General features: G+C 64.1%; 26 protein-coding genes and 1 pseudogene. 20 read left to right on the top strand and 7 right to left on the bottom strand.

From position 1 onward, the window contains the following. Positions 1-118 precede the first annotated feature (118 nt). From RYH74_RS13360 to RYH74_RS13390, 7 genes are all read left to right on the top strand, one after another. Positions 119-571 carry a MarR family winged helix-turn-helix transcriptional regulator gene (locus tag RYH74_RS13360; RefSeq protein ID WP_317409540.1) on the top strand — a complete coding sequence of 151 codons (453 nt, stop codon included), beginning with the start codon at positions 119-121 and terminating at the stop codon, positions 569-571. After that, positions 568-2,655, top strand: coding sequence for an FUSC family protein (locus RYH74_RS13365; protein WP_025337267.1), 2,088 nt, complete (start codon positions 568-570; stop codon positions 2,653-2,655). The genes RYH74_RS13360 and RYH74_RS13365 overlap by 4 nt, the downstream gene beginning before the upstream one ends. Continuing rightward, positions 2,652-2,864 (top strand): DUF1656 domain-containing protein, encoded by a 213-nt coding sequence (locus RYH74_RS13370; protein ID WP_003255905.1) that lies wholly within the window; start codon positions 2,652-2,654, stop codon positions 2,862-2,864. The genes RYH74_RS13365 and RYH74_RS13370 overlap by 4 nt, the downstream gene beginning before the upstream one ends. Next, positions 2,861-3,736: an HlyD family secretion protein gene (locus RYH74_RS13375; RefSeq protein ID WP_010951565.1), complete on the top strand. Its 876-nt coding sequence runs from the start codon at positions 2,861-2,863 to the stop codon at positions 3,734-3,736. The genes RYH74_RS13370 and RYH74_RS13375 overlap by 4 nt, the downstream gene beginning before the upstream one ends. Continuing rightward, entirely contained in the window at positions 3,733-5,151 is a 1,419-nt protein-coding gene (locus RYH74_RS13380) for a TolC family protein (RefSeq protein WP_317409541.1), read from the top strand. The genes RYH74_RS13375 and RYH74_RS13380 overlap by 4 nt, the downstream gene beginning before the upstream one ends. 651 nt (positions 5,152-5,802) lie before the next feature. Then, a complete protein-coding gene (locus tag RYH74_RS13385) occupies positions 5,803-6,078 on the top strand; it encodes a hypothetical protein (protein ID WP_075044274.1) in 276 nt (91 codons plus the stop codon). Then, complete coding sequence (locus RYH74_RS13390) at positions 6,075-6,326, top strand: DUF3077 domain-containing protein (RefSeq protein WP_023662451.1); 252 nt, start codon at positions 6,075-6,077, stop codon at positions 6,324-6,326. Before RYH74_RS13385 ends, RYH74_RS13390 begins: the two co-directional genes overlap by 4 nt. A gap of 755 nt (positions 6,327-7,081) precedes the next feature. Here RYH74_RS13390 and RYH74_RS13395 read toward each other — a convergent pair. Then, positions 7,082-7,537 carry an REP-associated tyrosine transposase gene (locus RYH74_RS13395; RefSeq protein WP_075044275.1) on the bottom strand — a complete coding sequence of 152 codons (456 nt, stop codon included), beginning with the start codon at positions 7,535-7,537 and terminating at the stop codon, positions 7,082-7,084. A gap of 290 nt (positions 7,538-7,827) precedes the next feature. On the opposite strand from RYH74_RS13395, the gene RYH74_RS13400 reads away from it, so the two are divergent. Beyond that, entirely contained in the window at positions 7,828-9,771 is a 1,944-nt protein-coding gene (locus RYH74_RS13400) for an FTR1 family protein (RefSeq protein WP_317409543.1), read from the top strand. A gap of 133 nt (positions 9,772-9,904) precedes the next feature. Here the strand turns inward: RYH74_RS13400 and RYH74_RS13405 are convergent, their stop codons facing one another. Both RYH74_RS13405 and RYH74_RS13410 read right to left on the bottom strand, forming a co-directional pair. Continuing rightward, entirely contained in the window at positions 9,905-10,150 is a 246-nt protein-coding gene (locus RYH74_RS13405; RefSeq protein ID WP_075044277.1) for a TIGR02647 family protein, read from the bottom strand. A gap of 70 nt (positions 10,151-10,220) precedes the next feature. Further along, complete coding sequence (locus RYH74_RS13410; protein ID WP_075044278.1) at positions 10,221-10,523, bottom strand: hypothetical protein; 303 nt, start codon at positions 10,521-10,523, stop codon at positions 10,221-10,223. A 147-nt stretch (positions 10,524-10,670) separates the two neighbouring features. On the opposite strand from RYH74_RS13410, the gene RYH74_RS13415 reads away from it, so the two are divergent. Then, a complete protein-coding gene (locus RYH74_RS13415) occupies positions 10,671-11,333 on the top strand; it encodes a glutathione S-transferase (RefSeq protein ID WP_317409544.1) in 663 nt (220 codons plus the stop codon). A 132-nt stretch (positions 11,334-11,465) separates the two neighbouring features. Here the strand turns inward: RYH74_RS13415 and argH are convergent, their stop codons facing one another. After that, positions 11,466-12,860: an argininosuccinate lyase gene (gene argH / locus RYH74_RS13420; RefSeq protein ID WP_025337274.1), complete on the bottom strand. Its 1,395-nt coding sequence runs from the start codon at positions 12,858-12,860 to the stop codon at positions 11,466-11,468. Between the two features lie 297 nt (positions 12,861-13,157). Between argH and RYH74_RS13425 the strand changes: the two genes are divergently transcribed. From RYH74_RS13425 to rsd, 7 genes are all read left to right on the top strand, one after another. Further along, on the top strand, positions 13,158-13,901 hold the full coding sequence (locus tag RYH74_RS13425) for a LytR/AlgR family response regulator transcription factor (protein WP_015268539.1): 744 nt from the start codon (positions 13,158-13,160) through the stop codon (positions 13,899-13,901). Between the two features lie 195 nt (positions 13,902-14,096). Further along, positions 14,097-15,038 (top strand): hydroxymethylbilane synthase, encoded by a 942-nt coding sequence (hemC, locus tag RYH74_RS13430; RefSeq protein WP_317409546.1) that lies wholly within the window; start codon positions 14,097-14,099, stop codon positions 15,036-15,038. Further along, positions 15,035-15,802, top strand: coding sequence for a uroporphyrinogen-III synthase (locus tag RYH74_RS13435; RefSeq protein ID WP_317409547.1), 768 nt, complete (start codon positions 15,035-15,037; stop codon positions 15,800-15,802). Before hemC ends, RYH74_RS13435 begins: the two co-directional genes overlap by 4 nt. 45 nt (positions 15,803-15,847) lie before the next feature. Further along, complete coding sequence (locus RYH74_RS13440; protein ID WP_084785108.1) at positions 15,848-16,948, top strand: uroporphyrinogen-III C-methyltransferase; 1,101 nt, start codon at positions 15,848-15,850, stop codon at positions 16,946-16,948. Continuing rightward, positions 16,945-18,183, top strand: a complete 1,239-nt coding sequence (locus RYH74_RS13445) for a heme biosynthesis protein HemY (protein ID WP_075044282.1) — start codon at positions 16,945-16,947, stop codon at positions 18,181-18,183. The genes RYH74_RS13440 and RYH74_RS13445 overlap by 4 nt, the downstream gene beginning before the upstream one ends. A gap of 221 nt (positions 18,184-18,404) precedes the next feature. Next, entirely contained in the window at positions 18,405-18,911 is a 507-nt protein-coding gene (locus RYH74_RS13450; protein WP_317409548.1) for a disulfide bond formation protein B, read from the top strand. A gap of 230 nt (positions 18,912-19,141) precedes the next feature. After that, entirely contained in the window at positions 19,142-19,612 is a 471-nt protein-coding gene (gene rsd / locus RYH74_RS13455) for a sigma D regulator (RefSeq protein ID WP_085691938.1), read from the top strand. A 9-nt stretch (positions 19,613-19,621) separates the two neighbouring features. On the opposite strand, the gene RYH74_RS13460 is transcribed toward rsd, so the two are convergent. Then, positions 19,622-20,260, bottom strand: coding sequence for an FKBP-type peptidyl-prolyl cis-trans isomerase (locus RYH74_RS13460; RefSeq protein WP_317409549.1), 639 nt, complete (start codon positions 20,258-20,260; stop codon positions 19,622-19,624). A gap of 380 nt (positions 20,261-20,640) precedes the next feature. Between RYH74_RS13460 and RYH74_RS13465 the strand changes: the two are divergent. Continuing rightward, a pseudogene (locus RYH74_RS13465) lies at positions 20,641-21,696 on the top strand (AlgP family protein); the annotation flags it as partial. 290 nt (positions 21,697-21,986) lie between these two features. Here the strand turns inward: RYH74_RS13465 and RYH74_RS13470 are convergent. After that, positions 21,987-22,469 carry a TIGR02444 family protein gene (locus tag RYH74_RS13470; protein WP_085664196.1) on the bottom strand — a complete coding sequence of 161 codons (483 nt, stop codon included), beginning with the start codon at positions 22,467-22,469 and terminating at the stop codon, positions 21,987-21,989. Between the two features lie 50 nt (positions 22,470-22,519). Here RYH74_RS13470 and abc-f point away from each other — a divergent pair, with 50 nt between their 5' ends. The 3 genes from abc-f to RYH74_RS13485 all read left to right on the top strand — a co-directional run bounded on the left by abc-f (position 22,520) and on the right by RYH74_RS13485 (position 25,853). Next, positions 22,520-24,430, top strand: a complete 1,911-nt coding sequence (gene abc-f, locus RYH74_RS13475) for a ribosomal protection-like ABC-F family protein (protein WP_085664195.1) — start codon at positions 22,520-22,522, stop codon at positions 24,428-24,430. Next, positions 24,430-25,017 (top strand): mechanosensitive ion channel family protein, encoded by a 588-nt coding sequence (locus RYH74_RS13480; protein WP_317409551.1) that lies wholly within the window; start codon positions 24,430-24,432, stop codon positions 25,015-25,017. The genes abc-f and RYH74_RS13480 overlap by 1 nt, the downstream gene beginning before the upstream one ends. 203 nt (positions 25,018-25,220) lie before the next feature. After that, positions 25,221-25,853: a LysE family transporter gene (locus RYH74_RS13485; RefSeq protein ID WP_317409552.1), complete on the top strand. Its 633-nt coding sequence runs from the start codon at positions 25,221-25,223 to the stop codon at positions 25,851-25,853. A gap of 72 nt (positions 25,854-25,925) precedes the next feature. Here RYH74_RS13485 and RYH74_RS13490 read toward each other — a convergent pair whose 3' ends face one another. After that, positions 25,926-26,678, bottom strand: a complete 753-nt coding sequence (locus RYH74_RS13490; RefSeq protein WP_025337287.1) for a slipin family protein — start codon at positions 26,676-26,678, stop codon at positions 25,926-25,928. Position 26,679: the final 1 nt, after the last annotated feature.

A 26,679-nucleotide genomic window follows, 5' to 3' on the forward strand; every position in this document is an offset into this window, starting at 1 on the left:
CAGGCAGGCCAGAAGGCCCAGCATGAACAACAATTCATCCATCCCCCTGGTTGACGACAGGGGGAGGCACAGGCGTATATTGATAGTTAGCAAACTATGAATATCCTTGGTTCCTGTCATGTCCCTTGATCTCCTGCGCCTGCAAGTCAGCAGTGGCATGGTGGTTGCCGCCCGCCATTGGCGGCGCATCTGCCATACCGCCCTGACCGGTTACGGCATATCCGAGGCCTGCGCCGCGCCGTTGCTGATGATCGTGCGCCTGGGTGACGGCGTGCATCAGGTGGCCGTGGCCCAGGCCGCTGGCCTGGAAAGCCCGTCGCTGGTGCGCCTGCTCGACCAGCTGTGCAAGGCTGGCTTGGTATGTCGCAGCGAAGACCCGCTGGACCGCCGCGCCAAGGCCCTGAGCCTGACCGCCGAAGGCCGCACCCTGGCCGAGTCCATCGAAGCCGAGCTGGTGCGCCTGCGCCGCGTGGTGCTGCATGGCATCGACCAGGCCGACCTGGAAGCCGCCTTGCGCGTGCTGCGTGCCTTCGAAGCCGCCGGCCTGGGCAACACAGGCGGGGCAGCATGAACGGTTTCTTCAGCTCGGTGCCCCCGGCCCGCGACTGGTTCTATGGCGTGCGTACCTTTGCCGCCTCCATGATCGCCCTGTACATCGCCCTGCTCATGCAGTTGCCGCGCCCCTATTGGGCCATGGCCACGGTGTACATCGTCTCCAGCCCGTTCCTTGGCCCCACCAGCTCCAAGGCTCTGTACCGTGCCGTGGGCACGCTGCTCGGTGCCGGCGGGGCGATTTTCCTGGTACCACCGCTGGTGCAATCGCCGTTGCTGCTGAGCATCGCCATCGCCCTGTGGACCGGCACCTTGCTGTTCCTTTCGCTGAACCTGCGCACCGCCAACAACTACGTGCTGATGCTGGCCGGCTACACCTTGCCGATGATTGCCCTGGCGGTGGTCGACAACCCGCTTGCTGTGTTCGACGTGGCGTCTTCCCGCGCCCAGGAAATCTGCCTGGGGATCGTCTGCGCGGCGGTGGTCGGAGCGATCTTCTGGCCACGACGGCTGGCGCCAGTTGTAGTCGGTGCCACTGGTAGCTGGTTCACCGAAGCGATCCGCTACAGCGACACCTACCTGGCCCGCCAGGCCAGCGCAGACCAGGTTGGCGGCATGCGCGGGGCGATGGTCGCCACCTTCAACTCGCTGGAGCTGATGATCGGCCAACTCGGCCATGAAGGCGCTGGTCCGCACACCCTGAAGAATGCCCGCGAGTTGCGCGGGCGCATGATCCACCTGCTGCCCGTGATCGATGCCCTCGACGACGCCCTGGTCGCCCTCGAAGGCCGCGCCCCGGCACAGTTCGCCCAGTTGCAGCCGTTGCTCGATGCCGCCCGCGAATGGCTCAAAGGCACCGTCGACAGCGCCTCCGTCGCCCGCTGGACCGCCCTGCACGAACAGATCGAGCGCCTGCAGCCCGGCGCCGCTGCCCTCGACCAGCGCGCCGAACTGCTGCTGTCCAACGCCCTGTATCGCCTGACCGAATGGGCCGACCTTTGGCAGGACTGCTGCAGCCTGCAACATGCCCTGCGCAGCGACGATTCCAAACCCTGGCGCGCGGTGTACCGCCACTGGCGCCTGGGCCGCCTGACGGCGTTCTTCGACCGTGGCCTGATGCTGTATTCGGTGGCCTCAACCGTGCTGGCGATCGTTGTCGCCTGCGGCCTGTGGATTGGCCTGGGCTGGAACGACGGCGCCAGTGCAGTGATCCTCGCCGCCGTGTCGTGCAGCTTCTTCGCCGCCATGGACGACCCGGCGCCGCAGATCTACAGGTTCTTCTTCTGGACGCTGATGTCGGTCATCTTCTCCAGCCTGTACCTGTTCCTGGTGCTGCCCAACCTGCACGACTTCCCGATGCTGGTGCTGGCCTTCGCCGTGCCATTCATCTGCGTTGGCACCCTGACCGTGCAGCCGCGCTTCTACCTGGGTACCTTGCTGACCATCGTCAACACCTCGACCTTCATCAGCATCCAGGGCGCCTACGATGCTGACTTCTTCACCTTCCTCAATTCCAACCTGGCCGGCCCCGTGGGGCTGCTGTTCGCCTTCATCTGGACCTTGGTGATGCGCCCGTTCGGCGTGGAGCTGGCAGCCAAGCGCATGACCCGCTTCGCCTGGCGCGACATCGTCGAAATGACCGAGCCGGCCACCCTGGCCGAGCACCGCCAGGTCGGTGTGCAGATGCTCGACCGCCTGATGCAGCACCTGCCGCGCTTGTCGCAAACCGGGCAGGACAGCGGCGTGGCACTGCGCGACCTGCGCGTGGGGTTGAACCTGCTCGACCTGCTGGCCTACATGCCGCGTGCCGGGCAGCAGGCTCGTGAGCGCCTGAACACGGTAGTCGAGGAAGTCGGCGCGCACTATGCCGCCTGCCTGCGCGCCGGCGAGCGCCTGCACGCCCCGGCCGCGCTGCTGCGCAACATGGAGCGCGCGCGCCTGGCGCTGAACCTGGATGAGCTGTACGAGCGCGGCGATGCCCGTACCCACCTGCTGCACGCGCTGAGCGGCCTGCGCCTGGCGCTGCTGCCGGGCGTGGAGGTGATGCTCGAGCCAGCCGAACAACCGCAACTGCCCCCCGGCCTCGACGGAGCGCCCCTGTGATTGGTGAACTGGATATCAGCGGGGTATTCCTGCCCACGCTGCTGGTGATGATGTTTGGCACCTACCTGCTGTTCCTCGGGGTGCACGCGGTGCTGGTGCGCCTGCATTTCTACCGCCTGGTCTGGCACCGGGCGTTGTTCAACGTTGCTCTGTATGCCGTGCTGCTTGGTGCGGTGGACCACTTTTGCCGAAACCTGATGCTGCCATGAAAAAACCTTTGCTGACCCTGGGCCGTGTGGTCCTGACCTTGCTGGTAGTGACCTTCGCCGCCGTGCTCGTGTGGCAGATGGTGGTGTACTACATGTTCGCCCCCTGGACCCGCGACGGCCACATCCGCGCCGACGTGATCCAGATTGCCCCGGACGTGTCCGGGCTGATCCAGAAGGTCGAGGTGCGTGACAACCAGACCGTCAAGCGCGGCGATGTGCTGTTCACCATCGACCAGGACCGCTTCACCCTGGCCCTGCGCCAGGCCAAGGCGACCCTGGGTGAGCGCCAGGAAACCCTGGCCCAGGCCTCCCGCGAAGCGCAGCGCAACCGCAAGCTGGGCAACCTGGTGGCCGCCGAACAGCTGGAAGAAAGCCAGTCCCGCGAGGCCCGTGCCCGTTCCGCCGTCAGCGAAGCGCAGGTGGCCGTCGATACCGCCCAGCTCAACCTCGACCGCTCGGTGGTGCGCAGCCCGGTGGACGGTTACCTGAACGACCGAGCACCGCGTAATCACGAATTCGTCACCGCCGGCCGCCCGGTGCTGTCGGTGGTCGACAGCGCCTCGTACCACGTCGATGGCTACTTCGAGGAAACCAAGCTTGGCGGTATCCACATCGGCGATGCCGTGGACATTCGCGTCATGGGCGACAACACCCGCCTGCGTGGCCACGTGCAAAGCTTTGCCGCCGGCATCGAAGACCGCGACCGCAGCAGTGGTGCCAACCTGTTGCCCAACGTCAACCCCGCATTCAGCTGGGTGCGCCTGGCCCAGCGTATTCCGGTGCGCATCGCCTTTGATGAAGTGCCGCAAGACTTCCGCATGATTGCCGGGCGAACCGCCACGGTGTCGATCATCGAGGGCCAGCGCCCATGAAGCAGCTGATCCTGGCGGGGCTGTGCCTGTCGTTGGGGGCCTGCATGATGGTCGGCCCCGACTATGAGGTGCCGAAGGACGCGGCGGTGCAACGCAGCGACCTCAACGGCCCGCTGCGCCAGGATGCCGACAGCGTGGTATCGGCACCGGTGCCTGAGGACTGGTGGCAGCTGTATCAGGATCAACGGCTGAACGAGCTGGTGCGCCAGGCCCTGAGTGCCAACACCGACCTGCGCGTGGCTGCCGCCAACATTGCCAAGGCGCGCGCCCAGGTCGAAGTGGCTGAGTCGCAAGGTGGCTTCAACGGCGGCGTCAAACTTGGCGCCCAGCGCCTGCAGGAATCGGGCGAGGCCTTCCTGCTGCCAGAGAAAGTGCCGGTGGCCAACATCGGCGAAGCCATCATCAGTGCTTCGTACCAGTTCGACCTGTGGGGTACTTTCAAGCGTGGCACCGAGGCGGCCAAGGCCAATGCCGACGCAGTGCAGGCCGCCGCCGATACCGCCCGCATCACCCTGGTGGCGGATGTGGTCAAGGCCTACACCCAGGTGTGCTCGGCCAACGAGGAATACCACATTGCCCGCGAGTCGCTCGACCTGCAGGAGCAGAGCGTGAAGCTTAACCAGCGCCTGCGTGATGCCGGGCGTGGCGACGAAACCCAGGTCACCCGCTCGCAGACCCAGTTCAAATCCTTGCGTGCCGAACTGCCACGCTTCAAGGCAGAGCGCGAGACTGGCATGTACACACTGGCCGCTTTGTTGGCCAAACCGGTCGATCAGCTGCCTGCCGGCACTGCCGATTGTGCCGAGCTGCCGCACCTGAGCCAGCTGGTCCCGGTGGGCGATGGAGCGGCGTTGCTCAAGCGCCGTCCAGACGTGCGCCAGGCCGAACGGCAGCTGGCCGCTGCCACTGCCTACATCGGCGTGGCCACCGGCGCCCTGTACCCCGACATCAGCATCGGCGCCCAGGTTGGCACCATTGGTATCCTCGAGAACCTTGGCGAGCCGGCGACCAACCGCTGGGGCTTCGGCCCGCAGATCAGCTGGACCATCCCCACCAATGGCACCCGTGCCCGCATTCGCATGGCCGAAGCCTCGACCCAGGCAGCCCTGGCGAATTTTGATGGGGTAGTGCTGAACGCCATTCGCGAGACCCAGACCCGCCTGGCGCAGTACAGCGCCCTGCTGGACCGGCGTGACGCGCTGGCCGAGGCGGAGAAGTCGGCCAAGGAAGCGGCGGACCAAACGCACCGGTATTACCAGGCGGGGCGTGAATCGTTCCTGGCCGACCTGCAGGCGACGCGGACCTATACCGACATGCGCGCGCAGCTGGCAGCGGCCAATAGCCAAGTGGCTCAAGGGCAGATTGGTGTGTTCCTGGCGTTGGGTGGGGGGTGGAAGGGCACCGCCAAGCCTTGAGGCCCAATCGCCGGCAAGCCAGCTCCCACAGGTACTCCACCGCTTTTGAGACCTGTGGTCCACCTGTGATAGCCGGCTTGTGCATGCCTTGAAATTGGTACGGACCATGTGGAAGCTGGCTTGTGCATGCCTTGAAATTGGTACGGACCATGTGGAAGCTGGCTTGTGCATGCCTTGAAATTGGTACGGACCATGTGGAAGCTGGCTTGTGCATGCCTTGAAATTGGTACGGACCATGTGGAAGCTGGCTTGTGCATGCCTCGAAGTTGGTGCGGACCATGTGGGAGCTGGCTTGCCGGCGATCGAGGGCAAAGCCCTCGCCTAGGTTCTAGAGCTGTAAGACATTTCCGAACTAGAAACCAAATGCTTCAGTTCGGACGCCCTGTCGAATTATCCTACAGCACCTGTCGGAAGGTGCTGTCTTGGCTGGAAAGTGTTCCCGGAATACTGTCGCGGGGTCGCCTCGCAAGGCGATCGGGCGTGAGACACCCGGATTTCATTCGGTAGCACCGCTTTATGGCGGTCGTGTGCGGACAGGCTTCGGCCTGGCCGGGGTTACCGTATGTCCCGTGTCTCACACCGTACACGACTGCCACCCAACTTCGTGAGACAAGGAGGAGAGCAGTTCAATCCCCCATACGGAGTTCCGCCATGAACAAGCTCGTCCCCGATCCACCAGTTACCGATCTGCTTCTACTCGACCCTCCCGCGCTCTCACTAATCGATCCACTCAGCCCCAAAGACTGCGAAGTGCTGATCAGCGCCATCACCCTGACCATCGACCACACCACCACAGTCCTGCTCGACAACCCTCCTGGCGACATGCGCAATGCCATGGGCATGAATATTCGATTGCTCTGCCGCCTGATCAATGCCGTGTGCGACCGCACCCATGCAACCCGCCACGATCAAGGAGCGACCCGATGAGCGATGATCCAAGAGACTCTGCAACCGCAGGTGTGGAAACCTTCGACTTGTTCCGCCTGCAGCCAAATGTGCCGTTCAGCCATGCTTTCTCGCAGCTATCTGTGCTGCTGGGCTGTATTCGCCACCTGACCACCGAAGCGGAAATGGAAAACGACCGCATTGCCGGTAGCGCTGCGCGGATACTAAGCGAGATGGCCAAGGCTTTGATTGATGATATGGAGCGGGGGATGAACAAGGTTCTTCAATAACCCTAAAGACCCCGGGGCCGCTGTGCGGCCCATCGCCGGCAAGCCAGCTCCCACACCTGTACGCCACTGCTATCGAGTCCTGTGACTTACCTGTGTGGCTTGCCGGCGATGAGGCCCAGGCAGGTCAGCGCCTGCCACAGGCCTGATGAGTACTCTGTGGGAGCTGGCTTGCCGGCGATGAGGCCCAGGCAGGTCAGCGCCTGCCACAGGCCTGATGAGTACTCTGTGGGAGCTGGCTTGCCGGCGATGAGGCCCAGGCAGGTCAGCGCCTGCCACAGGCCTGATGAGTACTCTGTGGGAGCTGGCTTGCCGGCGATGAGGCCCAGGCAGGTCAGCGCCTGCCACAGGCCTGATGAGTACTCTGTGGGAGCTGGCTTGCCGGCGATGAGGCCCAGGCAGGTCAGCGCCTGCCACAGGCCTGATGAGTACTCTGTGGGAGCTGGCTTGCCGGCGATGAGGCCCAGGCAGGTCAGCGCCTGCCACAGGCCTGATGAGTACTCTGTGGGAGCTGGCTTGCCGGCGATGAGGCCCAGGCAGGTCAGCGCCTGCCACAGGCCTGATGAGTACTCTGTGGGAGCTGGCTTGCCGGCGATGAGGCCCAGGCAGGTCAGCGCCTGCCACAGGCCTGATGAGTACTCTGTGGGAGCTGGCTTGCCGGCGATGAGGCCCAGTCAGGTCAGCGCCTGCCACAGGCCTGATGTGTACCCTGTGGGAGCTGGCTTGCCGGCGATAGGGCCCTGACAGGCAAAGCCCCATCAAAGCCAAATTGCATCCCAATGCGGATAATCCCCCACCCTCGCGACCAATCCTGCCCGCTTCGGATTCATGACGATGTACCGCGCCATCGCCTGCACATCATCCTCCCGGCGCAATGCCCGGTCATGAAATCCCTTCTGCCAGAGCTGGCCGCTTCGCCCTTGATGCCTGTTGATCATCATGGTGCTGCGAGATTTCACCCTGCGCATCAAGCGCTTCAGGCTGCCCGGTCCAAGCTCGACCAGCCAATGAAAATGATCTGGCATCACCACCCAGGCCAGCGATCTGACGGCACCTTCCTCTTCAGCCTGGCGCAACTCGGCAACCAGCAAGCGGGCCGAGCGAAAGTCATTGAATATTGGGGCCCGGTCAAGGGTTGTGCTGGTAAGCAGATACAATCGACTGGTTTCCGAAAAACGGCCAAGCCGTAACTGGTCTGAGTGGGGGCGATCCATGTTCCCTGTCTCCTGATGGTTTGCTCCTCAGGCTAGTGGCTATGGATCTGCGAATAACCAATCAATTGGTACCCGGTGTTTCCAGTGACATCGGCGCAACCTTTATCGCCGGCAAGCCAGCTCCCACCTCAACCGCATCTCCCTCAAGCCATGTGCAATACCTGTGGGCAGGCAACACAAGACAGAATCTCCCACAGGTTCAGCGCATCCCCCCTCTTCATCTGATTTGTACCAAGATTTTTCATGAAATCCGCCCGGCGCCCTTGAGTGAAGCAAAGTGGGAGTGAACAATGTTCTCTTTCGCATTCCCTTCGAGACTGGCCATGAAAACCCGTTCCCGTCTGCTTGCCTGGCTGCCGGTTATATTGCTCGGCCCGGTGCTGGCGCTGTGCAGCACCCTGGCGTTGGCCGAAGCCCCCGCCGAGGCCACCAAGGCCCTGCACCTGCTGGACTACATTGGCGCCGACTACCCGCCCACCGTGCAAGGCGGCAAGGTGATCGACGATGGTGAATACCGCGAGCAGCAGGAGTTCAGCGCGGTATTGGCCGACCTGGTCAAGGGCCTGCCTGCGCATGCTGAACAAGCAGCCCTGGAGCAGGGCGTCCAGGCGCTGCGCCAGGCCATCGACCAGCGCCAGGACGGCCCGGCTGTTGCCAGGCAGGCCCGCCAGCTAGGTGCACGCCTGGCGGTGGCCTACGAGGTCAGCCAGGCTCCAGTGATTACCCCGGACCCAGCCCGCGGCGCTTCGCTGTATGCGCAAAACTGCTCGATCTGCCACGGCGACACTGGCGCCGGCGACGGCCCGGCCGGCGTGGGCCTGGAGCCTGCACCCGCCAACCTGCGCGATGTTTCGCGCCTCGACCAGTTGAGCCTGTTCGACCTCTACAACACCCTGGCCCTGGGCATCGATGGCACCGAGATGCCTTCCTTTGCCGACCAGATGGACGACCGCCAGCGTTGGGATGTGGCTGCCTATATCGCCAGCTTCACCGCAAAGCCAGAAGCCGGCAAAGGCGACAAGGCCTGGAACATCGCCGACCTGGCCCGCCAGACCCCGGCCGAAGTTGCCGCCAGCGAAGGTGCCACGGCCGTGGAGGCGTTCCGCGCCCAGCGCGCCCAGCCGCCACAGGTCAAGCGTGGCCCGGCGCAATTGCTCGAATACACCGCGAGCACCTTGGACAAGAGCCTGGCGGCCTACCGCGCAGGTGATCACGACCAGGCCTATGACCTGTCAGTGGCGGCCTACCTGGAAGGCTTCGAGCTGGTGGAAAGCTCGCTGGACAACATCGACACCCAGGCGCGCAAGGACACCGAAAAATCGCTGATGGCGTACCGTCAGTCTCTGCAGGACGGCTTGCCCGCGGCCCAGGCCGAGCAACGCCTGAGCGAAGCCAAGGCCAAGCTCGAGCAGGCTTCCAAGCTGCTGGGCAGCGATGGCCTGAGCTGGTCGCTGAGCTTTGTATCCGGCTTGCTGATCCTGCTGCGCGAAGGCCTGGAGGCGATTCTGGTGCTGGCGGCGATCCTGGCCTTCCTGCGCAATACTGGCCAGCAGTCGGCGGTGCGCAGCGTCAACATCGGCTGGGGCCTGGCGCTGGTGGCTGGTTTCGCAACCTGGGCGCTGGCAGCCTACGTGATCGACGTCGGTGGCGCCCAGCGCGAACTGCTGGAAGGCTGCACGGCGCTTTTCGCCGCAGTGATGGTGCTGTGGCTTGGCGTGTGGATGCACGACCGCCGCCATGCCGCCGCCTGGCAGGACTACATCAAGAGCAGCCTGGTCAGTGGTGGCGGACGTTTCGGTTTTGCCGTGCTGGCGTTCTTCTCGGTTTACCGCGAACTGTTCGAAGTGATCCTGTTCTACGAAACCCTGTGGCTGCAGGCCGGCCCAGCCGGGCACCAGGCGGTGCTGGCGGGTGGTGCCACGGCGCTGGTGCTGCTGGTGGGGTTGGCCTGGGTGATCCTGCGTGGCTCGGCCAGGCTGCCGCTGTCGCTGTTCTTCAGCATCAACGCCGCGCTGCTATGTGCCTTGTCGGTGGTGTTCGCCGGGCATGGCGTGAAGGCGCTGCAAGAGGCCGGGGTACTTGGCACGCGGCCGGTGGCGTTCTTCGAGTTCGACTGGCTGGGGATTCACGCTGACGCCTACTCGCTTTCGGCGCAGGCGCTGGCCTTGCTGGCCATCGTGTTCCTGTACGGGCGCTCGCGCCTGGCGGAAAGGCGCAGGGCAGCGGCCAACTGATTGGGGCCGCGCTGCGGCCCATCGCCGGCAAGCCAGCTCCCACCCCGACCGCATCGGCTTCAAGCCATTTGCAGTACCTGTGGGAGCCGGCTTGCCGGCGATGGGCTGCAAGGCAGCCCTTGGCATTATGAGTTCAGGCCGGCTGTGGCGCCTTGAGAATGTTCTGCAGCAACTGGACACTTTCGACAGCGTCATGACCCAGGCTGGTCAGGTAGCCGCCATCAGGTTGATCGGTCAGCCCCTTTTCATGCAGGCGTTGCGCGGCGGCTACCAGGTCGGGGGAAGCGTTCTTGTGAATCTTGATGCCTTCCTGGCTGCTGTCGTGCTTGAACAGCGAAAGGACTTCCAGTTCAGCGATCAGATCGGGGGTAAAAGGCATGGCGACTCCTGACTTCCAGACAAGGATGACGGCACCGTTCTACGGTGCCTGACCTTCGAGTGTAGCCGGGTTATTCGTCCTCGCCTTGATCCATCTCAGGCGGCAGTTCCGGCAGCGCGCGCAGGGCATTTTCGTACCACTCGCGGTCGAACTCGCGGTCGTCCATCAGCATGTTGTCAATTTCGAAGGCCAGTACATGGGCCATCAGGTTGAGAATGTCTTCGCGCTCGTAACCGACCAGGGTCAGTTTGTTGAACGTGGCTTTCGCCGCCGCCGGGTCGCCGCTTTCGATCTGGTTCTCGATGGCCTGGGTCAGCGTTGCCTCGGCGAAGGCTTCGTCGTCGTCATTGTCGATGTCGGTGGGCTCGCTCATGGCGGTACTCCTGTGATGGGATGCACAGTGTGCCACGCCTGTGGCGGCAATGCCCGGGCATCGACGGGGCGCATGACGCTGGTCAGGAGCGGGCGTACGGTCTATAAAAGCCGGGCCAACCCCTTACGGCCTGGAGGCTGTTACCTCATGCTCAAGCTTCATGGATTCTCGGTCAGCAACTACTACAACATGGTCAAGCTGGCCCTGCTGGAAAAAGGCCTGCCCTTCGAGGAAGTCACCTTCTATGGCGGCCAGGCGCCACAGGCGCTGGAAGTGAGCCCGCGAGGCAAGGTTCCGGTGCTGCAGACCGAACACGGCTTCCTCAGCGAAACCAGCGTGATCCTCGACTATATCGAGCAGACCCAGGGCGGCAAGGCGCTGCTGCCGGCCGACCCGTTCGGGCAGGCCAAGGTGCGTGAGCTGCTCAAGGAAATCGAGCTGTACATCGAACTGCCGGCGCGTACCTGTTATGCCGAGTCTTTCTTTGGTATGCAGGTCGAGCCGCTGATAAAGGAAAAAGCCCGTGCCGACCTGCTGGCCGGTTTTGCCACGCTCAAGCGTAACGGCCGCTTCGCACCCTATGTGGCGGGTGAGCAACTGACCCAGGCAGACCTGATGTTCTGCTTCTCGGTCGACCTGGCCTGCGTGGTGGGCAAGAAGGTGCTGAACATCGACTTCCTGGCGGACTTCCCGCAGGCCAAGGCGTTGCTGCAGCTGATGGGCGACAACCCGCACATGGCGCGGATCGTGGCGGACAAGGAGGCGGCGATGCCGGCCTTCATGGAGATGATTCGCAGCGGCAAACGCTAAAAGCTGGGGCTGCTTTGCAGCCCATCGCCGGCAAGCCAGCTCCAACAGTTACAGCGCTTACCTTGAGGGGCACGCTATACCTGTGGGAGCTGGCTTGCCGGCGATCGAGGGCAAAGCCCTCGCCTTGAGGCCTTAACGCGAAGCCAGCAGCGCCTTGCCGCGGGCGACGGCCGCACGCACCTGCGCCGGTGCGGTACCACCAATGTGGTTACGGGCATTCACCGAGCCTTCCAGGGTCAGCACGGCAAACACGTCCTGCTCGATCTGGTCGCTGAACTGGCGCAGTTCGTCCAGGCTCATTTCGGCCAGGTCCTTGCCGGTGTCCACGCCATACTTCACCGCGTGACCCACGATCTCGTGGCAGTCACGGAACGGCAGGCCACGGCGTACCAGGTAGTCGGCCAGGTCGGTGGCGGTGGAGAAACCGCGCAGGGCCGCTTCACGCATGATGGCGTGCTTGGGCTTGATTGCCGGGATCATGTCGGCAAAGGCACGCAGCGAGTCGCGCAGGGTGTCGGCGGCGTCGAACAGCGGTTCCTTGTCTTCCTGGTTGTCCTTGTTGTAGGCCAGCGGCTGGCCTTTCATCAGGGTCAGCAGGCCGGTCAGGGCGCCGAACACCCGGCCGCTCTTGCCACGTACCAGTTCCGGCACGTCCGGGTTCTTTTTCTGCGGCATGATCGAGCTGCCGGTGCAGAAGCGGTCTGGCAGGTCGATGAACTGGAACTGCGCGCTGGTCCACAGCACGAGCTCTTCGGAGAAGCGCGACAGGTGCATCATCGCCACGCTGGCGGCGGCGCAGAATTCGATGGCGAAGTCGCGGTCCGACACACCGTCCAGCGAGTTGCCGGCCACGGCTTCGAAGCCCAGCAGCTTGCAGGTGAGTTCACGGTCGATCGGGTAGGTGGTGCCTGCCAGCGCGGCGCTGCCCAGGGGCATGCGGTTGGCACGCTTGCGGCAGTCGACCAGGCGCTCGTAGTCGCGGCTGAGCATTTCGAACCAGGCCAGCAAGTGGTGGCCGAAGGTGACCGGTTGGGCCGTCTGCAGGTGAGTGAAGCCGGGCATGATGGTTTCGGCTTCACGTTCGGCCTGCTCCAGCAGGCCCTGCTGCAGGCGGGTGATTTCGGCCAGGATCAGGTCGATTTCGTCGCGCAGCCAAAGGCGAATGTCGGTGGCCACCTGGTCGTTGCGGCTACGGCCGGTGTGCAGCTTCTTGCCAGTGATGCCGATACGGTCGGTCAGGCGTGCCTCGATGTTCATGTGCACGTCTTCGAGGTCGACACGCCAGTCGAAGGTGCCAGCCTCGATCTCGCCCTGGATGGTCTTCAGGCCATCGATGATGGTGTCGCGCTCGGCATCGCTGAGCACGCCGACCTGCGCCAGCATGGTGGCATGGGCGATCGAACCCATGATGTCGTGACGGTACAGGCGCTTGTCGAAATCGACCGAGGCGGTGAAACGGGCGACGAATGCGTCGACGGGCTCACTGAAGCGGCCGCCCCAGGACTGATTGGTCTTGTCGGTGCTCATGGATTCACTCATTGCAGGCGTGAACGAAAAAGTGGCGCCGATGATAGCAGGGTTTGGGCTGGCCGCCGCAGGGCGCTGGTCGAGAGAAATGCGCGGAAAACGATAGAGAAGGATTTGCAGGAATGAACGGCAGTGTTCCACGGACCGTCTACAGTTGGACAGAGGACTGGCAGTGAATCTGCCGGCCGAGTGAATCTTTGGCCATCGCACCGGTCTAGAGCGTGACCTTAGTGTCGCTCGAACCATACCTGTCTACGCTATACCTGTGCGAGACTCATTCAGGAATCCAGCGCAATTATGAATGTCCTGATCGTTGATGACGAACCCCAAGGCCGTGAGCGCCTTAGCCGGCTGCTCGGCGAACTGGAGGGTTACACCGTGCTGGAGCCTAGCGCCACCAACGGCGAGGAGGCCTTGGCGCTGATCGAAAGCCTCAAGCCCGATGTGGTCCTGCTGGACATCGGCATGCCAGGCCTGGACGGCCTGCAGGTTGCTGCTCGCCTGTGCGAGCGCGAGGCGCCGCCGGCGGTGGTGTTTTGCACCGGGGACGATGAATACGGTGCCGAGGCTTTCAAGGACAGTACCCTCAGCCATGTGACCAAACCTTTCCAGGCCCAGGCCTTGCGCGATGCCTTGCGCAAGGCTGAAAAGCCCAACCGCGCCCAATTGGCGGCGCTCACCAGGCCGGCCAATGAAGGCGGCGGCCCGCGTAGCCACATCAGTGCCCGCACGCGCAAAGGCATCGAGCTGATCCCTTTGCCCCAGGTGATCTATTTCATTGCTGATCACAAGTACGTGACCTTGCGCCACGAAGCCGGGGAAGTACTGCTCGACGAGCCGCTCAAGGCCCTGGAAGACGAGTTTGGCGAACGCTTCGTGCGTATCCACCGCAATGCGCTGGTCGCCCGCGAGCGTATCGAACGCCTGCAGCGCACGCCGCTGGGGCATTTCCAGCTATACCTGAAAGGCCTGGACGGTGACGCCCTGACCGTCAGCCGGCGCCATGTGGCCGGTGTGCGCAAGATGATGCAAACCCTCTGAGCCTGTACCGGCCCAATCGCCGGCAAGCCAGCTCCCACAGGTATAGCGTCAGCCTTGAGCCTTGCACGGCTTCTGTGGGAGCTGGCTTGCCGGCGATTGGGCGGTACAGGTAAGCACAGGATCCTGATCCACATCTGCTAGCGATACCGGCGATGCTGTTATCATCGACAGCATTTCTCTGGATCGGGGCGTTCCATGTCCACTCGCGAAATCCGCATTGCCACCCGTAAAAGTGCCTTGGCCCTGTGGCAGGCCGAATACGTCAAAGCCCGCCTCGAGCAGGCCCACCCCGGTCTGCTGGTGACCCTGGTGCCCATGGTCAGCCGTGGCGACAAGCTGCTCGACGCGCCGCTGGCAAAGATCGGTGGCAAGGGCCTGTTCGTCAAGGAACTGGAAACCGCCCTGCTGGACAACGAAGCCGACATCGCCGTGCATTCGATGAAGGACGTGCCCATGGACTTCCCCGAAGGCCTGGGCCTGTATTGCATCTGCGAGCGCGAAGACCCGCGTGATGCCTTTGTTTCCAATACCTTTGACAGCCTTGATGCGCTGCCTGCCGGCAGCATCGTCGGTACCTCCAGCCTGCGTCGCCAGGCCCAGTTGCTGGCGCGTCGCCCGGACCTGCAAATCCGCTTCCTGCGCGGCAACGTCAACACCCGCCTGGCCAAGCTGGATGCCGGTGAGTACGACGCCATCATCCTCGCCGCCGCCGGCTTGATCCGCCTGGGCTTCGAAAACCGCATCACCTCCACCATCAGCGTCGATGACAGCCTGCCGGCTGGCGGCCAGGGCGCGGTGGGCATCGAATGCCGCAGCGCCGACCAGCAAATCCACGCGCTGCTGGCGCCGCTGCACCATGCCGATACTGCCGACCGGGTGGTGGCCGAACGCGCCCTGAACAAACGCCTGAATGGTGGCTGCCAAGTACCGATTGCCTGCTATGCGGTGCTGGAAGGTGACCAGCTGTGGCTACGTGGCCTGGTCGGCCAGCCCAGCGGCGGTACCCTGCTGGTGGCCGATGCCCGCGCCCCACGTACTGCCGCCGAAACCCTGGGCATGCAGGTGGCCGAGGACCTGCTGGGGCAGGGCGCCGAGGCCATTCTCAAGGAAGTCTACGGCGAGGCCGGCCACCCGTGAGCCAATGGCGCCTGTTGCTGACCCGGCCTGCCGAGGACTGTGCGGCACTGGCGCAAAGCCTAGCAGCGGCGGGGGTAGCCAGCAGCTGCCTGCCGCTGTTGGCAATCGAGCCCGTCGCTGTGGATAACCAGCAACGCCTGTTGCTGGAAGGCCTGCAGGGCTTCCAGGCGATCATCGTGGTCAGCAAGCCGGCAGCCCGGTTGTTGCTTGAGCAACTGGCCGATGCCGGCCTGCAGCCACCCGTGCAAGGCTGGTTCACTGTGGGCGAGGCAACCGCCGCCGTGCTGCAGGGTGCGGGCCTGGCGGTGAGCTTCCCCCCACGTGGCGATGACAGCGAAGCGTTGCTGGCGCTGCCAGCTCTGCGCCAGGCAGTTGCCGTGCCGGCACCGCGGGTCTTGATCGTTCGTGGCGTCGGAGGTCGCGAACTGCTGGCAGAGCGTCTTGCAGAGCAAGGTGCTAGTGTCGATTATCTGGAACTGTATCGTCGCTGCCTGCCGGCTTACCCGGCGGGCACCCTGATGCGCCGCATCGAAGCGGAACGCCTCAATGGCCTGGTGGTCAGCAGTGGGCAGGGTTTTGAACACTTGCAGCAGATGGCCGGCGCCGATTGGCCGCAGCTGGCGCGTCTGCCGCTGTTCGTGCCCAGCCCTCGGGTTGCCGAGCAGGCCAGGGCCGCCGGGGCCCAACAGGTTGTGGATTGCCGTGGCGCCAGTGCCACGGCCTTGCTGGCAGCCGTGCAGCGCAGCGCTGCACCTGCCTCTTAAGGCGCTAAGCTGAATGCGATGCGCCCCCATGCAAAGGATGGATACGTGAGCGAGACTGTCTTGTCCAATAACGATCAGCCGTCGGCACAGGCGCCGGCGGAACCCGTCACCACCCCACCTGCCAAGCGCTCCGGCAGTGGCCTGGCAACGCTGGCCCTGCTGTTGGGCGCGGCCGGGGTGGCGGTAGGTGGCTGGGGTGTCTGGCAGGTGCGTCAACTGCAAGGCAGCGAATTCAACCAGGGCCAGCACATCGAGGCGCTGAACCAGCGCGCCGAGGCCCTGCAGCAGCGTGAACAGCAGATCAGCGCGCAACTGGCCAGCCTGCCGGCGGCCAGCGAGCTGGAAGACCGCCGCCGCCTGGTGGCACAGTTGCAAGGCGACCAGCAACGCCTCAGCCAGCGCCTGGAAACCGTACTGGGCGAAAGCCGCAAGGAATGGCGCCTGGCCGAGGCCGAGCACCTGCTGCGCCTGGCCACCCTGCGCCTGTCGGCGCTGCAGGACATCACCAGTGCCAAGGCCTTGGTCGAGGGGGCGGACGAGATCCTGCGCGAGCAGAGCGATCCGGGTGCCTTCGCCGCCCGTGAGCAACTGGCGCGCAGCCTGGCCACGCTCAACAGCACCCAGCAACCGGACCGTACCGGCCTGTTCCTGAAACTGGCCGCGCAGCGCGAGCTGGTGCAGCAACTCAGCGCCCAGTCGCCGGAGTTCGACACCAATGCCGATGCCTTGGGCGCGCTCACCGCCGATGGTGACGGTGCCAGTCGCCTGTCCCAGTGGTGGGCCGAGATCTCCAAGTACTTCCAGATCGACTTCAACGCCGATGACAACGTGCGTCCGCTGCTGGCCGGGCAGCAACTGAACCAGCTGCGCCTGGCCCTGAGCCTGACCATCGAGCAGGCCCAGTGGGCAGCGCTCAATGGCGATAGCAAGGTGTACACCCAGGCGCTGGACGACGCCCGCAGCGTGCTGCTGGCCAACTTCAACGCCGACAACCCGCAAAGCAAGGCCATGCTTGACAGCCTCAATGCCCTGGCCGAGCAGCCGGTGTCGGTGGTTACCCCCGACCTCAGCGAAAGCCTGGCCGCAGTGCAGGCCTATATACAGCGCCGCCACCTGCCGGCCGAGGCTGAGGGGGGCAAGCCATGAAGCGTGTCTACCTGCTGGCCGTGCTGGCGATCGTGGTCGCCGCGGCGCTGGGTATCGCGGTCGCCAAGCACAGCGGCTACGTGCTGATCTCCTATGGCAGCTTCCGCTACCAGTCGGGGCTGTGGGCGGCCCTGGCCGGCTTGCTGGCTGTAGTGCTGCTGCTGTGGCTGGTGCGCTACCTGGTCGGCCTGGTGCTGACTTCCAGCGGCGTGGTCAACCCGTGGTCGCGGCGTAATCGCAGCCGGCGCGTTCGTCTGGCCATCGAGCAGGGCCAGCTGGACCTCGCCGAGGGCCGTTGGGCCAGTGCCCAGCGCCACCTGCACCGTGCCGCCGAGGCCGAGCGCCAGCCGTTGCTGTACTACCTCGGTGCCGCGCGTGCCGCCAACGAGCAAGGCCGAACCGAAGACAGCGACAACCTGCTGGAACGTGCCCTGGAGCGCCAGCCGCAAGCGGAACTGGCTATCGCCCTGACCCATGCACAGTTGCAGATGGACCGTGGCGAAAGCGACGGCGCCCTCGAAACCCTGCTGGCCATGCAGGAGCGCCACCCGCACAACGGCCAGGTGCTGCGCCTGCTGCAGCGCCTGCACCTGGAGCGCGGCGACTGGTCGGCACTCATCCGCCTGCTGCCCGACCTGCGCAAGGGCAAGGTGCTGCCGGCCGCCGAGCTGGCTGCCCTGGAGCAACGTGCCTGGGGCCAGAACCTGAGCCTGGCCACCACCCGTGGCGAGGATGCGCAAAGTGCCCGTCAGGCCCTGGAGCGCGCCTGGCAGCAACTGACCGCAGCCCAGCGCCAGGAGCCACAGCTGGTGCTGGCCTATGCCGAGCAATTGCGCCAGGTGGGTGCCCAGAGCGAAGCCGAACAAGTGCTGCGCACCGCCCTCAAGCGTGAATACGAAAGCCACCTGGCCCGCCTGTACGGCCTGGTGCGCGGCGATGACCCGGCGCGCCAGCTGCAAACAGCCGAAGGTTGGCTCAAGGCCCACCCGCAAGATGCCAGCCTGCTGCTTACCCTGGGCCGTCTTAGCCTGCAGAACCGCCTGTGGGGCAAGGCGCGCGACTACCTGGAAAGCAGCCTGCGCATGGAGCGCAACCCCGAGGCCTGTGCCGAGCTGGCGCGCCTGCTCGCCGGCCTTGGCGAGACCGAGCGCAGCAACCAGCTGTTCCAGGAGGGCCTCGGCCTGCTGGACGAGCGCCTGCTGGCCCTGCCTTTGCCCGAAGGCGTACGTGCCTGACCTACCCCAGGGCCCGCGCAAAGGCGCGGGCCTTGGGGGCGGGTAACCTTTCTCTCGATGTAAGTTAGATCTGCAATCCATTTCTTCAGACGTTTCCTACTGCATAGTTGGAAATTTCCTTCGCGATTCAGCGACTTGTCGTTGCTGTCGCGCCTTGAAACAAAGCGCGTCTTTCCTCTACCGTTTCAGGCCACTTCATTATCCCGGGACCTTCACCGCCCATGTTGCCGGCCCGTTTGCGCACCTTTTTCCTACCTGCCTGCCTTGCTGCACTGGCGGTACTGGCCGCGTCCTTCCACCTGGAAAGCGTCCTCGGGCTGGTGCCCTGCCCGTTGTGTTTCAGCCAGCGGCTGCTGCTTGGCCTGTACGCGCTGCTGTGCCTGGCGGCAGTGGTGCAGGCACCGGGTACGGCGGGCATTCGCTGTTACGCGCGGGCGACGCTGGGCTGTTCGCTGGCCGGGGCGTTGCTGGCAGCGCGACATGTCTGGTTGCAAGGGGATGACGGGGCCACCCCGGTCTGCCCGGTGCCGCTCGGGCGGCTGTTCGAGCAATCCTGGGGCGAGGCGGCCCGGCAATTGTTGCTCGGCGGCCCGGATTGCAACTCGCTGGCCTGGAGCTTTCTCGACCTGACCCTGCCCGAGTGGAGCCTGCTGGCCTTCCTGCTGCTGGCGGTGCTGCCCTTGAGTTGCCTGCTGGCGTATCGTTTCCGCACCCTGGCGAGAACATGACCTGGCGCAAGGTTGCGCCATTGGCACGACCAATGGCCGTGTAACAGGGTATTAAACACTTGTATGAACTTTGTCCGCTGCGTACCTTGAAGGGCAGCACGCGCGGGAATAATCTCCCAGCACGCATACCGAAAACACAACTGCTCGATGCCGCCTGCTGATGTCACCTTTGTGCTGCACGGTCGTGGTGCGAGGTGCAGCGGCATCTACCCAGAAGGGAAGAGATCGCCATGCTCGATAGTTGTCAGAACGCTCAGGAACGCTGGGGTGGGGTTCACAAACTGATCGACCGCTGGCTGGAGGAGCGCCAGGAACTGGTGCAGGCTTTCCGCGCGCTGCGCGATGCCAAGCCGGCCTTCGCCGACAAGGACACGAACGGGGAGTTTTGCGCGCTCCTTGTCGACTACGTTTCGGCGTGGCATTTCGAAGTCTGCGAGCAGCTGGTCAGTGAGGCCAAGGCCTTCGGCGACGAGAAGGCGCTGAAGTTGGCCGAAGATATCAACCCACGGATCAACGACAGTACTCAGATCGCACTGGCCTTCAATGACCATTGCGCCAAGGGTGAATGCAAGGACACCGAACGCTTTGCCGAAAAGCTGGGTAAGCTGGGTGGCCTGCTGCACGAGCGCTTCGAACTGGAAGACTGCCTGATCGAAGTGTTGCACAACGCGCACAAGGAAGAAGGCGCGGTCCAGGCCTGAGGGTTGGCGTCAGTCGCCAACCGCCAGCAGTTCGATCTCGAACACCAAGGGTGTGTAGGGTTCGATCAGGTCGCCTGCGCCCTCGGCGCCATAAGCTTGCGCTGAGGGAATCACCAGGCGCCATTTGGCGCCGGTGTGCATCTTTGGCAAGGCAACCTGCCACCCTTCGATTACCGAGTCCAGGCTGAACCACTGGGGCGTCTGGTTCTGGTCGAACACCGAGCCGTCTGGCAGCCTGCCCACGTAGCGCACTTGCACCTTGCCACCGGCTTTGGGCTGCGCACCCGTACCTGCTTGCAGTTCGCTGTAGAGCACGCCCTCCGGTAGTTCGTGCACGCCATAACGACCACGCTCGTTGGCCATGAAGCGTGTTTCGGCAGCTTGAAGTTTCTGCATGGCGGCATCGCCTTCCTGCGCTTCCTGCTGCTGGAGCAAGGTCTGCATGCGTGCCTTGTCGAGTTTCAGCGGTTGCCCCTGGTAGGACTGGCGCAGGCCTTCTACCAGCGCATCCAGTTGCAGGCCCGGCATATCCTGGCGCAGCCGCTCACCCAGGCTGGCGCCGATGCTGTAGGCGAGGTCATGTTCTTCGCTGTCAGCCAAGGCGATGGGTGCCAGCAGGCATAAACCTAAAACAAGATATCGAGGCATGGTGAGTTCCTGCGCCAATGAGCGGGGAAGTATGCCAGTGTTCGTTATTTGTATTTGCCTTTTTACGCCCGCTGTAGGAGCGGCCTTGTGTCGCGAAAGGGCTGCGGAGCAGCCCCGGCGATATTTGCCCTGGCGCTGACACCGGGGGCCGCTCTGCGCCCCATCGCGACACAAGGCCGCTCCTACAGGGGGCTGTGCAGTACAGATAATTGCCAAATATCAGCAATGATTTATTCAGCAACTACACTTGCTCGGAGCTGCAAGATAACAACTTTGCCCAGGCATGCAACGCGGCGTAAATAATACTGTCAACATGCCCTAGCGGCGGTAGCAGCAGAAGCATAGTATGAGCCGCAATCTCGTCAGCCAGGAGGTAAACCATGTCGGCTAAAAAGAAGCCAGTAAGCACGCCGTTACACCTGCTCCAGCAACTTTCGGGCAGCTTGCTCGAACACTTGGAAGATGCCTGCTCGCAAGCGCTGGCTGATGCGGAAAAACTGCTGGCCAAGTTGGAAAAGCAGCGTGGCAAGGCCCAGGAAAAACTGCACAACGGTCGCCTGAAACTGCAAGACGCGGCCAAGGCAGGTAAAGCCAAGGCGCAGACCAAGGCGCAAAAAGCCATTGGAGAACTTGAAGAACTGCTCGACTCCCTCAAGGAGCGTCAAACCCAGACCCGTTCTTATATTCAGCAACTCAAGCGCGATGCCCAGGACAGCCTCAAGCTGGCCCAAGGTGTAGGCAAGGTTCGCGAAGCTGCAGCCAAGGCGCTTGACCAGCGTGCTGCCAAGACCTCCAAACCGGCAGCCGCCAAACCCGTCACCAAGGCTGCTGCGGCCAAACCTGCAGCCAAGCCGGCCGCCAAGGCCACTGCTGCTGCCAAACCTGCGGCTAAGCCAGCCGCCAAGGCCACTGCTGCTGCCAAACCTGCGGCCAAGCCGGCTGCCAAGGCCACTGCTGCTGCCAAACCTGCGGCTAAGCCAGCCGCCAAGGCCACTGCTGCTGCCAAACCTGCGGCCAAGCCGGCTGCCAAGGCCACTGCTGCTGCCAAACCTGCGGCCAAGCCAGCCGCCAAGGCCACTGCTGCTGCCAAACCTGCGGCCAAGCCGGCTGCCAAGGCCACTGCTGCTGCCAAACCTGCAGCCAAGCCGGCTGCCAAGGCCACTGCTGCTGCCAAACCTGCGGCTAAGCCAGCCGCCAAGGCCACTGCTGCTGCCAAACCTGCGGCCAAGCCGGCTGCCAAGGCCACTGCTGCTGCCAAACCTGCGGCCAAGCCGGCTGCCAAGGCCACTGCTGCTGCCAAACCTGCGGCCAAGCCAGCCGCCAAGGCCACTGCTGCTGCCAAACCTGCGGCCAAGCCGGCTGCCAAGGCCACTGCTGCTGCCAAACCTGCAGCCAAGCCGGCTGCCAAGGCCACTGCTGCTGCCAAACCTGCGGCCAAGCCTGCAGCCAAAGCCACCGCAGCCGCTAAACCTGCAGCCAAGCCAGCGGCGGCCAAAACGCCAGCCAAAGCCGCTGCTGCCAAGCCGGCCGCGAAACCAGCTGCCGCCAAGGCCCCAGCACGTACGGCTGCCAAACCCGCCGCCAAGCCAGCAGCTGCCAAGCCTGTTGCCAGCAAGCCAGCCGAAGCCAAACCGGCTACGCCAGCCGCCAGCACTCCGGCCGCCGCGACCAACTCGGCCACCCCGGCAGCTTCGGTAGCGCCATCGGCACCTGCCAGCACCCCGGCTCAGGCACCGTCTTCGGCGTCCTGAAGCGCTGCCGCCGCGACGCGCAACCGAACCAGCGCGTCGTGGTGGCGGGCCTGGGCCGGCGCCAGCTGGTCCAGCCAGTTTTCCATGGGCTCATGGGCGCCCACCGGCCACTGTCGCGAACGCTCCTGCAAGCGTTCCAGCAAGGCTTTCTCGGCCTGTAACTCCAACCCTTTCACCTGCTCACGCAACGCCGCCAGCTGCGCATCACCTTGCGCTGCTGCTCGCCATTGTTGGCGCAAGCTACGTAACGGGTTGACCACTTCGCGCTGCCAAGGCTCGGTAACCTCGCGCAATGCCTGCACGCGTTCGTCCCGCACGGCCACGCCATGCGCCTGCAGCCAGGTTGCGCACAGCAGCAGACAGACATCGCCACCCAGCGCCTGCAAGTCTAGGCAGGCGGCTTCTACGCCGGGCCTGGCGTACAGGGCCAGGGCGTGATTCCACAGGTCGGTGTGCATGGTTCCACTCGCGCTATGGGCCGAGGAAGCTGGTAGACTCCGCGACCATCATGATCAGACTATCCAACCTCACTTTACAGCGTGGTCCGCAGCGCTTGCTAGAAGGCGCCGAGATGACCCTGCACACCGGTCACAAGGCCGGCCTGATCGGCGCCAACGGCGCCGGAAAATCCAGCCTGTTCGCCTTGCTGCGCGGTGAGCTGTCGCCTGATGCCGGCGATTGCCAGCTGCCCGGTGACTGGCGCATCGCCCACATGCGCCAGGAAGTCGATACCCTCGACCGCCTGGCCGTGGACTATGTGCTCGACGGTGACGTGCGCCTGCGCAAGGTCCAGGCCGAACTGGCCGCGGCCGAGCAGGCCCACGACGGTACTGCCCTGGCGCGCCTGCACATTGAGCTGGATAGCGCCGACGGCTATACCGCCGACGCCCGCGCACGCAAGTTGCTGGCCGGCCTTGGTTTCACCAACGAACAGATGGACCGCCGCGTCGGCGACTTCTCCGGTGGCTGGCGGATGCGCCTGAACCTGGCCCAGGCCCTGATGTGCCCGTCCGACCTGCTGCTGCTCGACGAGCCCACCAACCACCTGGACCTGGACGCTATCCTGTGGCTGGAGGACTGGCTCAAGGGCTACCCCGGCACGTTGTTGCTGATCTCCCACGACCGCGACTTCCTCGATGCCGTGGTCGACCATGTGCTGCACGTCGAGCAGCGCAAGCTGAACCTGTACAAAGGCGGCTACACCGCCTTCGAGCGCACCCGGGCCGAGCGCCTGGCGCAACAGCAGCAGGCCTACGAGAAACAGCAGGCCCAGCGTGCGCACATGGAAAAGTACATTGCCCGCTTCAAGGCCCAGGCCACCAAGGCCCGCCAGGCACAGAGCCGGATCAAGGCCCTGGAACGCATGGAGGAGCTGTCGGCGGCGCATGTCGATTCGCCGTTCGACTTCGTTTTCCGCGAGTCGCAGAAAATCTCCAGCCCGCTGCTCAGCCTGTCCGAAGGCCGCCTGGGCTACGGTGACAAGGCGATCCTCGACAAGGTCAAGCTGCAACTCACCCCCGGTGCGCGCATTGGCCTGCTCGGCCCCAACGGCGCTGGCAAGTCGACCCTGATCAAGAACCTCGCAGGCGAGCTCGAGCCATTGTCGGGCCGCCTGGTGCGGGGTGAGAACCTGGCTGTGGGCTACTTTGCCCAGCACCAGCTGGATTCGCTGGACGACAAGGCCAGCCCGCTGCTGCACCTGCAACGCATTGCCCCCACCGAGCGTGAGCAGACCCTGCGCGACTTCCTGGGTGGCTTCGACTTCCATGGCGATCGCGTCGACGAGCCGGTGGTGAACTTCTCCGGTGGTGAGAAGGCCCGCCTGGCGCTGGCCCTGATCGCCTGGGAGCGACCGAACCTGCTGCTGCTCGACGAACCGACCAACCACCTCGACTTGGAAATGCGCCTGGCGCTGACCATGGCCCTGCAGGAGTTTGCCGGTGCCGTGGTGGTGGTATCGCACGACCGTCATCTGCTCAAGAGCACAACCGACGACTTCCTGTTGGTGGCTGACGGCAAGGTCGACATCTTCGATGGTGACCTGGACGACTACAGCCGCTGGCTGGTCGAGTACCGCCAGCGCAGCGCGCCGGCCAGTACCGCCCCGGTCAACCCGGACAAGACCGACAAGAAGGCCCAACGCCAGGCTGCCGCAGCCTTGCGCCAGCAACTGGCCCCGCACAAGAAGGCTGCTGACAAGCTGGAAGCCGAGCTCAACCAGGTGCACGCGCAACTGGCCGAGATCGAGACCGCGCTGGGTGATGGTGGCCTCTACGACGCGTCGCGCAAGGACGAGTTGCGTGACCTGCTGGCGCGCCAGACCAAGCTGAAGCAGCGCGAAGGCGAACTGGAAGAGGCCTGGATGGAAGCGCTGGAAACCCTCGAAAGCATGCAGGCCGAGCTCGAGGCGCTGTCCTGATGGAGGAACTGCGTTCGCTGCTGCCAGGGCAATGGATGGACACCTTCTGGCTGGGCTTGCAGATCCTGTTGATCCTGGTAGCGGCCTTCGTCCTGCAGCGCATCGTTGCACGCGGGCTGAGCCGCCTGGGCCAGCGTTACCCATTGCCGCCGGAACTGCTGGTGCCGGTGCGTGGCGGCCTGCGCTGGCTGATCATGGGCAGCGCGTTGCTGTTTGTGCTGGAGCGCCTGGGTGTGTCGGCGACTGTGCTGTGGACAGCACTGTCCGGCTTCGTCGCGGTGGCGGCGGTGGCCTTCTTCGCCATGTGGAGCGTGCTGTCCAATCTGCTGTGCGCGGTGCTGATCTTCACCGTCGGGCCGTTTCGTATTGGTGACGTGGTCGAGCTGGTCGACACCCTGGACAAGCCGGGCGTCAAGGGCCGGGTGATTGCCATCAACCTGCTGTTCACCACCCTGATGGAAATGCCCGAGGCGGGCGGGGCGCTGGTGCAGGTGCCCAATAGCCAGTTCTTCCAGAAGTCGGTACGGCGCTGGCGCGGGGCTGAGGTGCAGGTTATGCACAAAGAGTCGTCCGCCGAGGTGGATTGATTAATCCTGTACGGCCCTCTTCGCGGGCTTGCCCGCTCCCACAGGAAATCCATAGCCTTTGAGGGCAGCGCAATACCTGTGGGAGCGGGCAAGCCCGCGAAGAGGCCGGTACAGGCAGAACAAATCCTGCAAAATTTACTGGTTATTTTTTCACCAACACCTTAGCTTAACGTTTTGCAACATATGTTCGAGCGAGGTGTGTGATGTCGATGGAAGTGTGGTTGGGCTTCTTTGCCGCCTGTTGGGTGATCAGTCTTTCACCCGGTGCCGGGGCGATTGCCTCGATGTCCAGCGGCCTGCAATACGGCTTCTGGCGTGGTTACTGGAACGCCCTGGGCCTGCAACTGGGCCTGATCGTGCAGATCGCCATCATCGCCGCCGGCGTCGGCGCCATCCTGGCCGCCTCGGCCACGGCCTTCCAGATCATCAAATGGTTCGGCGTCGCCTACCTTGTCTACCTGGCCTACAAACAATGGCGAGCCTTGCCGATGGACATGAGCGATGAGTCCGCCGTGCGCCCTATCGGTAAACCGCTGAGCCTGGTGTTCCGTGGCTTCCTGGTCAACGTCAGCAACCCCAAGGCACTGGTGTTCATGCTGGCGGTGCTGCCGCAGTTCATCACCCCGCATGAACCGCTGTTGCCGCAGTATGTGGCGATCACCGTGACCATGGTCACCGTGGATATGCTGGTGATGGCGGGGTACACCGGGTTGGCTGCGCGGGTTTTGCGCTTGCTGCGTACGCCCAAGCAGCAGAAGCGTTTGAACCGGACGTTCGCCGGGTTGTTCATTGGCGCGGCCACCTTCCTGGCGACCCTGCGCCGCGCGCCAGTCTGATAGGCCCGGGGGCTGCTTTGCAGCCCATCGCGACACAAGGCCGCTCCTACAGGGATCGCATGGCGGCCTTTGCTATTTCTGCTTGTCCACCAACCCCTTGAGCAAATCCACCGGCAGCGGAAAGACGATGGTCGAGCTCTTGTCCCCGGCAATCGTCCCCAGCGTCTGCATGTAACGCAACTGCATCGCCCCAGGCTCTTTGCTCAGCATCTGCGCCGCCTGCATCAACTTCTCCGACGCCTGCAACTCACCCTCGGCATGGATCACCTTGGCCCGCCGTTCACGCTCGGCCTCGGCCTGGCGGGCAATGGCGCGCACCATCGATTCGTTGAGGTCGACGTGCTTGATCTCGACGTTGGCCACCTTGATGCCCCAGGCATCGGTCTGTGCATCCAGCACCTGGCGAATGTCCGAGTTCAGCTGCTCGCGTTCGGCCAACAGTTCATCCAGTTCGTGCTTGCCGAGCACCGCGCGCAGCGTGGTCTGGGCCAGCTGGCTGGTCGCCACGAGGAAGTCCTCGACCTGGATGATCGCCTTCTGCGGGTCGAGCACGCGGAAGTAGACCACGGCGTTGACCTTGACCGAGACGTTGTCGCGGGTGATCACATCCTGCGGTGGTACATCCAGCACCACGGTGCGCAGGTCGACCCGCACCATTTGCTGGATCACCGGAATCAACAGGATCAGCCCCGGCCCCTTCACCTGCCAGAAGCGCCCCAGCTGGAACACCACGCCGCGCTCGTACTCGCGCAGGATGCGGAATGCCGACAGCAACAGCATCGCCAGCACGATCAGCACCGCGCCGAAGCCCAATTGCATGAACATG

Origin of the sequence: Pseudomonas sp. LSJ-87 (genome assembly GCF_032971465.1) — a bacterium.
Taxonomy (GTDB): domain Bacteria; phylum Pseudomonadota; class Gammaproteobacteria; order Pseudomonadales; family Pseudomonadaceae; genus Aquipseudomonas; species Aquipseudomonas putida_Z.